This window comes from Henriciella marina DSM 19595 (assembly GCF_000376805.1).
Lineage (GTDB): Bacteria > Pseudomonadota > Alphaproteobacteria > Caulobacterales > Hyphomonadaceae > Henriciella > Henriciella marina.
Genome location: NZ_AQXT01000002.1, coordinates 2,989,704 through 3,001,599, shown reverse-complemented (window position 1 = coordinate 3,001,599; position 11,896 = coordinate 2,989,704). Strand labels below are relative to the sequence as shown.

At 60.2% G+C, this 11,896-nt stretch carries 8 protein-coding genes; 5 read left to right on the top strand and 3 right to left on the bottom strand.

Annotated elements, in window-relative coordinates:
- Positions 1-3: 3 nt before the first annotated feature.
- On the top strand, positions 4-729 hold the full coding sequence (locus F550_RS0114945) for a ZIP family metal transporter (RefSeq protein ID WP_018149388.1): 726 nt from the start codon (positions 4-6) through the stop codon (positions 727-729).
- Between the two features lie 28 nt (positions 730-757).
- On the opposite strand, the gene F550_RS18040 is transcribed toward F550_RS0114945, so the two are convergent.
- Entirely contained in the window at positions 758-2,080 is a 1,323-nt protein-coding gene (locus F550_RS18040) for an OmpP1/FadL family transporter (RefSeq protein ID WP_018149387.1), read from the bottom strand.
- Between the two features lie 144 nt (positions 2,081-2,224).
- Here F550_RS18040 and F550_RS0114935 point away from each other — a divergent pair, with 144 nt between their 5' ends.
- From F550_RS0114935 to F550_RS0114920, 4 genes are read left to right on the top strand one after another with little or no spacing between them, the layout of a single operon-like run.
- On the top strand, positions 2,225-4,474 hold the full coding sequence (locus tag F550_RS0114935; RefSeq protein WP_040500565.1) for an acyl-CoA dehydrogenase: 2,250 nt from the start codon (positions 2,225-2,227) through the stop codon (positions 4,472-4,474).
- Positions 4,471-5,799, top strand: coding sequence for an acetyl-CoA C-acetyltransferase (locus F550_RS0114930; RefSeq protein ID WP_018149385.1), 1,329 nt, complete (start codon positions 4,471-4,473; stop codon positions 5,797-5,799). The genes F550_RS0114935 and F550_RS0114930 overlap by 4 nt, the downstream gene beginning before the upstream one ends.
- Entirely contained in the window at positions 5,799-7,814 is a 2,016-nt protein-coding gene (locus F550_RS18035) for a 3-hydroxyacyl-CoA dehydrogenase NAD-binding domain-containing protein (protein WP_018149384.1), read from the top strand. The genes F550_RS0114930 and F550_RS18035 overlap by 1 nt, the downstream gene beginning before the upstream one ends.
- Complete coding sequence (locus F550_RS0114920; RefSeq protein ID WP_018149383.1) at positions 7,815-9,713, top strand: acetyl-CoA hydrolase/transferase C-terminal domain-containing protein; 1,899 nt, start codon at positions 7,815-7,817, stop codon at positions 9,711-9,713.
- An 89-nt stretch (positions 9,714-9,802) separates the two neighbouring features.
- Here F550_RS0114920 and F550_RS0114915 read toward each other — a convergent pair whose 3' ends face one another.
- Positions 9,803-10,495 (bottom strand): endonuclease/exonuclease/phosphatase family protein, encoded by a 693-nt coding sequence (locus F550_RS0114915; RefSeq protein ID WP_018149382.1) that lies wholly within the window; start codon positions 10,493-10,495, stop codon positions 9,803-9,805.
- Complete coding sequence (cls, locus tag F550_RS0114910) at positions 10,495-11,853, bottom strand: cardiolipin synthase (RefSeq protein WP_018149381.1); 1,359 nt, start codon at positions 11,851-11,853, stop codon at positions 10,495-10,497. The genes F550_RS0114915 and cls overlap by 1 nt, the downstream gene beginning before the upstream one ends.
- Positions 11,854-11,896 lie beyond the last annotated feature (43 nt).

The window sequence follows — 11,896 nt, the reverse complement described above, 5'->3', positions numbered from 1 at the left end:
AGTTTGAGCGAATTCATGCGCGTTCTGGCCTTTGCCGCCCTCCCGGCACTCGGGAATATTGGCGGCGTACTCCTGGCCGAGATGATGCGACCGCCGCGCTGGGTGAACGGGGCGCTGCTGCATGGCGCAGCCGGGATCGCGATCGCAATCGTGTCGGTCGAGCTCATGCCCCGCGCCATGGATTCGATGGTGATGTGGGGCATCGCCCTTGCCTTTATCGGTGGCGCAATCGCGTCTCTCGGGATGGCCAAGGCTGTCAACGGATTTTCCAAACGCGCCGGCGGCACGACCAGTGCCTGGATGGTCTATGCTGCGATCATGGCAGACCTCGTTAGCGACGGTCTGATTACCGGTGCAGGCTCGGCGGCATCGCTGGAACTCGGCGTCTTCCTGGCTGGCGCACAGCTTGTCGCTAACTTGCCCGGTGGTTTTGCCGCCAGCGCCAATCTGCGCAAACGGAATGTCTCGCGCCGGACACGGCTGATCGCGGGGACAGTCATCACATTGCCGATCTTTCTCAGCGCCGCCCTGGGCTACTTGCTCCTGAGAGGTACGCCACCGGAAGTTCAGGGCATATGTCTTGCTGCAATTGCCGGTCTTCTGGTGGCGACGACTATTGAAGACCTTGTGCCGGAAGGCGACGCTCCTCGGCCCCCGCGTTGGAGCTCGACAATGGCCCTCGCCGTCGGCTTCGCGGCAATCGCTTCAATCTCGAACCTCATGACTTGAATTACTATGCCCAGAATTACTGGGTTACCTAGAAGCGGCGCGTCGCACTCAGCGAAAATACGTCTGCATGTCCGCTAAACGTGCCGATGACGCGGTCACGGAACTCGCCCGTGCGGTCGAAGTCGGCATCCTCAATGCTCACACGGTTGTAGGCGGCATCAACATCCCACTCCGGCGTTGGGCTCCAGGTCGTCCCGACAGCGATGATGTGGCGGTCATTGTCAGGGATGCGCGCGGTGCGGAATTCCGCAGGGGCAGGGCTTTCATCGAACGCATAGCCAGCGCGGACGGTCCACTGATCGGAAATCTGATAATCGCCCCCGATCCCATAGCGGCCTGCATCCTCGTAATTGAGCTCTTCGACCGAATCCGGCTGGACCGGATTCTCGAGATCGACCCGGAGCTCCTCAATGCTGGACCATTCGGTCCATTGTGCGCTGGCGTAGAGCGTTGCGCGTTCGCTCGCCTGCCAGCGAATACCGAGTTCTGTGGTTCCCGGAAGATCGAGGGCGGCACGGCCCGACGTGTCGGTGAAGGCGCCGCTGGCTGTCAGGAAGCTTGCCATGGCAGGGACGGTAAAATCCGCGTCGCCCTCAAGTCTCTGGTCGATGGAGGAGCGATGGTGCAGACCTATGAGCCAGTCTGGGTGAGGTGCCCATGCAAGGCCCACATTCCAGCCAAAGCTCCAGTCATCGCCTTCGATCTCTACCAGACCGTCTGACGCTTGCGGGACCAGGCCGGCTGGCGCGCAGGTCGCAGGCCCGGCCCGGTTCAGACATACAGCACCGAAATCAATCGCGCTCGTCAGGCGGGCATCGATGTATTGCGCGTTGAGACCGACGCCGAATGAGAGATCATCGGTTATCTGATAGCCCAGGCTCGGATTGATGTTGATGGTTTGCAGCTCCGATTCCAGCGCCTGATAGCGGCCCGGCCAGTCTCGCTCGTAATCCGTTGCGAGTCCGAATGGCACCGTCACCGATAGGCCGAGTGCGATGTCCCTGTTTAAGGGATAGACGGCGTGGGCTGCTGGGAGCGCAGCGTCAGACAGGAAGCCGTCGGTCTCCCCGCCGAGCGGATTGCCCAGGGCATCAATCGAGCCTTTGTCCTCGAACTCCGCATTGCCAAGAATGCCGCTGAGCCCGACCGAAACGGCGGGCCTATTGAACCGTGTCATGAGCGCGGGATTGCCATAGGCTGCGGCTGGATCCTCGGTCTGTGTCACACGGCCCGAATTTGCGCGTCCAAGGTCCGAAGTGGAATACTCGCTGATGGCAAAACTGTCGGCATGGGCCGGTATCAGGGCCGTGCTTGCGAGGACTGGAAGGGCGAGAATGGTGAAACGATGCATGGGAGGTACGCCTTCTGCGACTGGTCTTTTTTGCGTAACGAATGTTCCGTCGCGCCGTTCCGGTAACCTGCAGTTTGACGGAACCTGACATGCCACCAGTGCGCTTTATCCGAAGCGAAGGATGAACACGGATCGAAGGCAGATATGGCCAACCCTCTGAAAAGTCTCAGGCGCAACCTCATTACCCGGCCTTTGATGGGGTGGTACAAATCGGTGCTGCCAGGGCTCTCTGACACGGAAGCCCAGGCACTTGAGGCAGGCGATACGTGGTGGGAGGCGGATCTCTTCTCCGGCAAACCGGACTGGGACCGCTTCCGGGAGTTTCGGTCCCACGGTTTTACGCCTGAAGAGCAGGCATTCATCGACGGGCCCTTGGCCGAGCTTTGCGACATGCTGGACGATTACGAAATCGAGCATGAGCGCATGGACCTGCCGGAAAACGCATGGGCCTTCCTGAAGAAGAACAAATTCTTCGGCATGATTATTCCCAAGGAGTATGACGGGCTGGGCTTCTCCGCGTCGGCACATTCGGAAGTCGTCAAGCGGATCGCCACCCGAAACGTGTCAGCGGCCGTCACCGTGATGGTGCCCAATTCTCTCGGGCCCGGTGAGCTTCTGATGCTGTATGGAACGGAAGACCAGAAGACCTACTATCTGCCGCGCCTGGCGCGTGGTGAGGAGATTCCATGTTTCGCGCTGACTGGCGTGGAAGCTGGTTCCGACGCATCTGCAATGACGGCGACCGGTGTCGTGTGCGAGGGCGAATGGGAAGGCGAGAAGACGCTTGGTATCAGGCTCAACTGGGAAAAGCGGTACACAACGCTTGGCCCGGTCGCGACCTTGATCGGGCTTGCCTTCAAGCTTCAGGATCCGGACGGCCTGCTGGGTAACAAGACCGATCTTGGTATCACGGTCGCGCTCGTTTCGACCGCCCTGAAGGGTGTAGATGCGGGCGACCGTCATATCCCGTCCGGGCTCGCCTTTCAGAACGGCCCAAGCTGGGGCCGGGACGTCTTCGTGCCGATCAGCCAGATTCTTGGCGGTCAGGAACAGACAGGACAAGGCTGGAAGATGCTCATGGGCGCGCTTGCCGCGGGCCGCGGCATCTCGCTGCCGTCACTGGCGACAGCCGCTTGCCAGGTCTCCGCCCAATCGACCGGCGCCTATGCTCGCGTGCGTGAACAGTTCGGTATCAATATCGGCCAGTTTGAGGGTGTACAGGAGAAGCTCGCCCCGATCGGTGCCTCTGCCTACCAGCTGGAAGCTGCGCGCCGCTTCATCACGATCGGCCTCGATGACGGTCACCATCCTGGTGTCGCCTCCGGCATCATGAAGTATCACGCGACCGAACGCATGCGCGAAAGCGTGAACCACGCCATGGACGTGCACGGCGGCAAATCAATCTGCGTCGGGCCAAAGAATTACCTCGAGACCCCGTATCGTGCCATCCCGATCGGGATCACGGTCGAGGGCGCAAACATTCTCACCCGGAGCCTGATCATCTTCGGACAGGGGTCTATCCGCTGTCACCCTTACATTCTCGAAGAGATGCAGGCCGTTGCACTGGATGACCGCAAAGAGGCTCTCGAAAAGTTCGACGCCCTACTGTGGCGCCATGTCGGCCATGATATCGCAAATATCGGGCGCAGCTGGTTCCATGGCCTGACAGGTGGCCGCTTTGCGAGCGCGCCGGAGAAGACTACTCTCAAGCCATACTATCAGGAACTGGCTCGCTACAGTGCCAATCTCGCGGTCGCCTCAGAGATTTCTCTCGGCATCCTTGGTGGCAAGCTCAAATTCAAGGAAAGCCTGTCAGCCCGCCTCGGCGACGTTCTGGCCGAACTCTTCCTGCTGTCCGGCGCACTCAAACGGTTTGAGGCCGACGGCCAGCCAGAAGCTGACAAGCCGCTGCTCGACTGGATTTTTGCCGACGGCATCGCCCGCATGCATGGCAAGCTGGCCGAAGTTGGTGACAATTTCCCGAACGGGTTCTGGGGCTGGACCATCAAGATGCTGACCCAGACCGGTGGCAAGCGGCGCCGTGGCCCTACGGACGCCATGAACAAGGCGGTTGCAGACCTCCTGCAGCGCCCAAGCGCAACTCGCGAGCGTCTGACCGAAGGCGTGTTCACCGGCAAAGGTGCCGATCCGCTTGCCGCTCTCGAACGCGCGCTCGCCATGATGATCGAATGCGAACCGATAAAGAGGCGGATGAAGGAAAAAGGCGTCGAAAACACTGAGGCAGCGAAAAAGGCCGACATCATTTCGACCGAGGAAGCCGGCAAGTTGCGCGATCTCCACCGCGCGGTGCGTGAAGTGATCGAAGTCGATAGTTTCGACCCGTCCCGGTTTGAACAAGCCGATATCACACAAGCAGAGAAGCTCTCAGCATGAAGGTCTATATCGTCGACGGAAACAGAACGCCTTTTCTCAAGGCGCGCGGTAAGCCAGGACCCTTTACGGCTGTCGATCTCGCCGTTCAGGCGGGCCGGCTCCTCCTGCTGCGCAATCCGGACCTTGCCGGCAAGATCGAGGAAGTCATTCTCGGCTGCGGGTCACCCGGCGCTGAAGCGACCAATCCCGCCCGCGTCGCCGCACTCCGCATGGGGCTCGGCAGGGACATGCCAGGATGGACGGTCCAACGCAATTGCGGCTCCGGCATGCAGTCGGTCGATACGGCCTTCCGCTATATACGCGCTGGCGATTATGATTGCCTGATGGTTGGCGGTACCGAAAGCCTCAGCCATGCGCCGCTGCTCTTGAATGAGGACGCCGTCGACTGGTTCGCCGACGTCAACACGTCCAAGTCCCTGCTTGGCCGGGTCGAGGCGGTGAGCAAATTCCGTTTCAACATGCTCGAACCGGTGATCGGCGTCGAAAAAGGCCTGACCGACACCGTTGTTGATCTTGGGATGGGGCAGACGGCAGAAATCCTCCGCCACGAGTGGGATATCAGCCGGAAGGACGCCGATGCCTATGCCGTGCAAAGCCACAAAAGACTTGCGCGCGCCCATGAAAATGGCTGGCTCGAGCAGGAGATTGATGCGGTCTTCGGGCCTGAGGGACAACTCTACAAGAAAGATGACGGCGTTCGCCCGGACTCTTCAGTCGAGAAGCTCGGCACGCTCAAGCCAGTTTTCGAAAAACCCTATGGCCATGTCACGGCAGGCAATTCCTCTCAGGTGTCTGATGGCGCCTGCTGGATGATCGTCGCGTCGGAGCGCTTTGTGGAAGACCACGGGCTGGAACCGCTCGGCGAGATCAAGGACAGCGAATGGGCCGCGCTGTCGCCCGCGCGTATGGGCCTTGGCCCTGTCCACTCGGTGACACCTATCCTCAAACGCAATGAGCTTGGCGTTTCAGATATCGACCTCTGGGAGCTTAACGAAGCCTTTGCCCATCAGGTCCTCGCCTGTCTCAAGGCTTGGGAAAGTGACAAGTTCTGCCGTGAGGAACTCGGCCTTGATGGCGCACTTGGCACGATTGACCGAGACTGCCTCAACGTCGATGGCGGCGCGATCAGCCTCGGACACCCTGTTGGCACCAGCGGCGCACGGATTGTCCTGCACGCACTGAATGCGATGCGGCGGCTTGGCCAGAAGACTGGGATCGCCACTGAATGTATCGGCGGCGGACAAGGCGGCGGGATGCTGCTTTCTGCCCTCTCACCAGGCGCGCCACACAAACCCGACGAAAAACAAGACGCGGAGGCCGCATAATGGCCCGCAGCAATGAAATCTGGCACCTTGAAACTCAGGCCGGCGGCTATGCCACGCTAACCATGGACGTGCCTGGTAAACCGCAAAACACGCTTGGCCGGGAAGCACTCGAAAAGTTCGAGACCTGTCTCGACGAGATCGAGAAAAATCCGCCAAAGGCCCTATTCATCCGCTCCGGCAAGGAAAGCGGCTTCATCGCAGGTGCGGATATTGAAGAGCTGTCCGGCGCCAGCGCGGAAGACCTCAGGGCGCTGATCGACCAGGGACATAAGGCGCTTAACCGCCTCGAAGCCCTGCCCTGCCCAACCATTGCGGTCATTCACGGCGTCTGCCTTGGCGGCGGACTCGAAGTGGCTCTCGCCTGCGACCACCGGGTCGCAGACCAGTCGGCGAGCTTCGGCTTCCCCGAAGTCCAACTCGGCCTGCATCCGGGGCTCGGCGGGACAGAGCGTTTTCCGCGTCTTGTGGAGCCTGCTACGGCGCTGCAGCTCATGCTGACCGGCAAAACAATTGATGCGCGCAAGGCTAAATCGATCGGTCTCGTCCGCGATGCGGTGCCTGACCGCCACCTTGAAGCTGCTGCCCACGCAGCCGCCGAAGCCGGCAAACGGAAGAACCGCGGCCTGATCGGCGAGCTGAAGCACACAATCGAAATCTCCTCTCCCGGCAGGCGCTTCATTGCGAGCCGGGCACGGAAGGAGACCGCCAAACGCTTCAGCGAGGATCATTATCCGGCTCCGTATGCGCTGATTGACCTGTTTGAAGACGAAACCGCCAGCAACAACGCCTTTTCGGCCGAGGCCCGCTCCTTCGTGAAGCTCAGCCAGACCCATGCCGCGGAAAACCTGATCGGTCTGTTCTTGCGGCGCGAAGCGCTGAAGCGCGAAGCCCGTCGCCCGGAGGGCCACGGCATTTCCCATGTTCATGTGATCGGTGCTGGCACGATGGGCGCCGACATCGCCATGTGGAGCGCGATGAACGGATTCTCGGTAACGCTGCAGGATGTAGATATCGACGTAATCGCGAAAGCGATGGGGCGTGCCCACGACTGGATTGACGGTAAGCACGACCGTTCAGATGATATTCGCGACCCGCAAGACCGCCTGATCCCGGACCCCAAAGGCGACGGCGTGCGCTCCGCCGATCTTATCATTGAGGCTGGCCCGGAAAAGGCTGAGATCAAGCAGAAGATTTATGATGGCTTGAAGGACAAGCTCAAATCTCGCGCCATCATCGCGACAAACACATCCAGCATACGGCTCGAAAGACTCGCCGAGGGCCTGCCTACTTCCCTCGCAGGAAGGTTCGTCGGCCTACACTTCTTCAATCCGGTGACAAAGATGCCGCTCGTGGAAGTGGTGTCAGGCGAGAAAACCAGCAAGGAAACCGAGGCCCGCGCGCTCGCCTTCATCGAAGCGATCGACAAGCTGCCGCTTCCGGTCAAAAGCGCGCCAGGCTTTCTCGTGAACCGCATCCTGACACCCTACCTGCTCGAAGCCATGAAGCTGATTGATGAGGGGCATAAGCCAGAAGAGGTAGACAAGGCGGCAGAAAGTTTCGGCATGCAGCAGGGCCCTGTGGAAGTTGCCGATACGGTCGGCCTCGACATCTGCCTCGAAGTCGGCCGTGTCCTCGCACGCGATCTGGACCACATCGCGGATCCGCCGCAACGCCTCAGTGACAAGGTCGACTCCGGCGATCTCGGCAAGAAGACCGGAAAGGGGTTCTACACGTGGTCCGACGGCAAACCGCAGAAAGACGAAATCGACACGGCTGCCTCGAATCTCGACGAAATTCAGGACCGGCTGCTGAATCCGCTCTATGAGGAGGCGCGCCGCGTCCTGGAGGAGGACGTTGTAAGATCCGAAGACCACCTCGATCTCGGCGCGGTATTCGGCTCGGGCTTTGCCCCCTTTCGCGGCGGCCCCTGCATTGCCCTTCGGCAATTGGATGAGGCATCCTTGCAGGACAATCCGCCGGCCCAACCCGCGCCGGCTGAACCGAATGAGGCATGAATGGACGAAGCAACACCCGGGCAGGACTTTCCTACCCTGCCCGTCTTCAAATCAGCTGGCGCCTGTGCAGAAGCGGTTATCGAGCGCGTTGGCAAGGATATCCGCCTCGCCCTGCCGCTCGGGCTCGGCAAGGCAAACCTGCTCACCAATGCGCTCTACGCCACAGCCAAGGCTGACCCTTCGATCCACCTGACAATCTACACCGCTCTGTCGATCATCCGCCCAAAGATGCCGCTTGGGCTGGGATTACGATTTGGCGAGCCAATCCTGGAGAAGTTGTTCGGAGACTATCCCGACCTTCACTACGCCTCTGACCGGCGAGATGGTGCGCTCCCGCCGAATGTTACCGTCGAAGAATTCTTCCTCTCAACCGGCACTCTGCTTGGCAATGAATACGCACAACGTCACTATAACAGCGTAAACTACACGCACGCCATGCGCCGCATCGTAGCCCAGCGCGTCAATGTCCTCGGCCAGATGATCGCAAGCCGCGACGGGCGCTACAGCCTCGCCTGCAACTCCGACCTCAGCCTCGATCTGATCCCGATTATGCGCGACAAGGTCGGCCGGGAGAACTTCATTGTCGTCGGTGAACTGAACGACCGGCTGCCCTTCATGTCGAATGACGCGGAAGTGCCCGCTGATGAATTTGATCTTTTCTTGCAGTCTGGCGGCTATGACCTCGCCGGTCCGCCCGCCCCACGCGTTGATGTGACCAGCCATGCCATCGGGCTGCGCGCGGCGCGACTGGTAAAGGATGGCGGGACGCTCCAGATTGGAATTGGATCCCTCGGCGACGGCGCGGCGCAATCTGTTCGGTTGCGGCACTCCAACCCGGCTACTTTTCGCGCTGCAGTCTCGGCACTCCCCGGTCCGCGGGGCCCGGGAGAGGAGGGCGGCGACAGCCCATTCGATCAAGGGCTCTATGGCTGTACCGAAATGTTCACGCAGGGCATGTTTGAAATCCTGCGCGCCGGCATCTTCAGCCGCCGCGCCCACGAAGGCCGAGACATCACCATCGACGGGGGCTTTTATCTCGGGCCGCAGAATTTCTATCGCGGCCTACGTGAAGCGCCCGAGGAGATCCTCTCGCTGATCAATATGACCTCCGTTGATGATGTGAATGCCCTCTACGGCAATGAAGAAATCCGCCGGCGCGAACGCATCGATGCCAGATTCATCAATATTGCCATGAAGGCCACCTGTCTTGGCGCGATCACCTCAGACGCGCTTGAAGATGGCCGGGTCGTGAGCGGGGTCGGTGGCCAGTATAATTTCGTCGCCCAGGCCCATGAGCTTGAAGACGCCCGCTCAATCATCCTCCTGAAGGCTACGCGCGAAAGCAGCGCAGGTCTTGAATCCAATATCGTCTGGTCCTTCGGGCATGTGACTGTGCCTCGCCACCTCCGCGACATTGTAATCACCGAATATGGTGTCGCGGATTTGCGCGGCCAGCCCGATGAAGAGTGCGTGAAACGCATGCTCGCCATCACCGATGCACGCTTCATTGACGGATTGGTGAAGGATGCCATAGCCGCCAAAAAGCTGCGTGCAGATTTCGCCGTACCGGAAGCCTGGCGCAAGAATGTGCCGCAAACGATCCAAGAAGCTCTCTCGCCATACAAGCAGGACCTCCCTGCGTTTCCCTTCGGCACCGAATTGTCTGAGACCGAGCAGGAACTCTCCCTTGCACTGGACCGGCTACAGGCCAAAACAAGCTCTCGCCTGAGCGCTTTCCAGTACGCGGCCTCAGCCATCCTGACGGCGCCCTCGCGCAGTCAAGCTGCCGCTTACGCCGACCACCTCAAACGGATGGGCCTCAGCAATCCAGATGGTATGAAAGAATGGCTCTGGAGAAAACTGCTTCTAAAGAGTTTGGCGCACGAACAGCACCGTTAATAGTATTGTCAGCGGCGCGGGCAGATTGAGTGGCCAGCGTGATCCGACTAGCCTTTCCAAATACCCCGGAACCCGTTGGGTGATATTGTTTAGTCGTTTAGTTCAATATCCATCCAGATCGGCAGATGGTCAGAAGCGCGCTCTGCTGTTTGTCTCGACACCACACCATGGCCACCAACAGTCACTGGTCCGTTGATCACGAACCGGTCCAGGCTGAAGCGCGGCGCTGATGCGTGAAAGGAAGGACCGGGCGCGATTTCGGTCCAGTTTGACCCCGGCGGCACGAGACTTTTGGTCTTACGCCATTCGTTCAGATCGCCGCCAAGCACGATCGGCCCGTCAAACTGATGCGCGGCGTCGAGGACATGCGCCATCTGGGCCAGGCGGTCTCGTCGTCGCAATCCAAGATGAAGAGCGCCCAAGGTCAGGCTCATGTCAGGTTTGGTCACTGTCGCCAGTACCGCGCCGCGCGGCTCCAGTCCTGGCAGATCAAGCGCGGTAAATGTCTGCAGCTCCAGATCCGGCTTCAGCAGGATCGCATTGCCGTGGTGGCCAATCGAGGGGGTTTCGGGATCGGCGTCGATGGCGGTCCATCCTGCCCGCCGCACGAGATCAAGGGGCAGGGCCGGCGGGCGAGGTGGCAGACGTTTGTCGCTTTCCTGCAATAGCACGATATCGGGTTCGAGCCCTTTGAGCACGCGCAGGACGCGCTCAGGCTCGCGGCGCCAATCAAGCCCGACGGCCTTGCGAATATTCCAGCTGACGATCCGGAGGCGCTGCATCAGAGAAGTGGACCAAACAGCCGGGCAACCGGGGCCAGCAATCGGACATGCCAGGGCCCTGGAACCGCGACCGGGCGCGACCTTGAAAAATCCTCTTCCAGCATGGACTCAACATCGAGCGCGAAGGACCGGTCCTCAATCAGCGCAGTCTGTTCGAAGTTCAGCAGGGCCGAGCGGATATCAAGATTAACCGTGCCGACCGACGCGATATCGTCATCAATCAGCATAACTTTGGAATGCATGAATCCCGGCTGGTAGGCACAAATCTGAACCCCCGCTTCCTTCAGTCCCCGCGCGGCATTGCGCGATGCATACCAGGCTATGATATTGTCAGAGGGCTCCGGGATCAGGATGCGCACCTCGACGCCGCGCAATGACGCCAGCTGAAGCGCCGTCAACAGATCGGTATGCGGCACCAGATAGGGTGTCGCGATCCAGAGCCTGTGACGTGCAAGATTGACAAGCCCGCAGAGTAGCAGGCTGCCGCGTTCGAGCCTGTCGGTTGGCCCGAATCCCATCATGAGGCCGCGCTGAGGGCCATCAACGTCTGGCGGGGCGGCGGATTGGAGAAATGGTAGCTTCTTGCCTGTCACCGCCTCCCAATCGAACGCGAAGATATCGCGCAGCTGTGCCACCATCGGGCCTTTGATGCTGAGGTGTGTGTCACGCCAGGACTCGAACTTCTTCCCCCCATCAATGTATTCGTTTCCGACATTGATCCCCCCGGTAAACCCGAGCGAACCGTCGATCACCACTGCCTTGCGATGATTGCGAAAATTCACGCCGATGCGGCCCAGCGCGCGATGTGGGCCCGGAATGCCGTGTATCTCGATGCCTGCGGCCTGAAGGGCGCGGACATAGCTGAACCCAAGGAACAATGAACCGACCATGTCGCAAAGCACACGGACCTCAACTCCGCGCTTTGCCGCCTGAATCAAGCGCTCCTTCAGACTGTGGCCGATGGCGTCGGATCGAATGATGTAAAACTGGACGAGTATTTCACGTTCTGCCGCGTCTATGGCGGCGAAAACTGCATCGAACGTCGCCTGTCCATCCACAAGAAGCTTGACTGTATTGCCATCGGTCGGCGGGTTCGCGGCAAGGTTGGCGAAACTGTCGAGCCGTCCCTCTTCGGGTTTTGCGAGCGCCTGCACGTGGTGCCCCGCCCTCCCGAAAGATAGGCGGGAGACGCTGCCGAAGACCGCGAAGGCAGGTAATGCCAGAAGCGGAAAAGAAACGAGGAACACGACCCAGGCTGCTGCACCTTGCGGCGTTCTCGCAGTGGTGATCGCGGCGCGGGCTACCAAGATGCCAACAAGCACGAGCACGGCCTGCAAACCAATGCCTAGACCAATCATCGTCACGTCCTGTCCGTGTGATCAGCGCCCAGCACCGGGGATA

Excerpts from the sequence above, each read along its gene's own strand:
- F550_RS18040 (WP_018149387.1), bottom strand. The coding sequence starts at position 2,080 with ATGCATCGTTTCACCATTCTCGCCCTTCCAGTCCTCGCAAGCACGGCC.
- F550_RS0114915 (WP_018149382.1), bottom strand. The coding sequence starts at position 10,495 with ATGCAGCGCCTCCGGATCGTCAGCTGGAATATTCGCAAGGCCGTCGGG.
- F550_RS0114935 (WP_040500565.1), top strand. The coding sequence starts at position 2,225 with ATGGCCAACCCTCTGAAAAGTCTCAGGCGCAACCTCATTACCCGGCCT.
- cls (WP_018149381.1), bottom strand. The coding sequence starts at position 11,853 with ATGATTGGTCTAGGCATTGGTTTGCAGGCCGTGCTCGTGCTTGTTGGC.
- F550_RS0114930 (WP_018149385.1), top strand. The coding sequence starts at position 4,471 with ATGAAGGTCTATATCGTCGACGGAAACAGAACGCCTTTTCTCAAGGCG.
- F550_RS18035 (WP_018149384.1), top strand. The coding sequence starts at position 5,799 with ATGGCCCGCAGCAATGAAATCTGGCACCTTGAAACTCAGGCCGGCGGC.
- F550_RS0114920 (WP_018149383.1), top strand. The coding sequence starts at position 7,815 with ATGGACGAAGCAACACCCGGGCAGGACTTTCCTACCCTGCCCGTCTTC.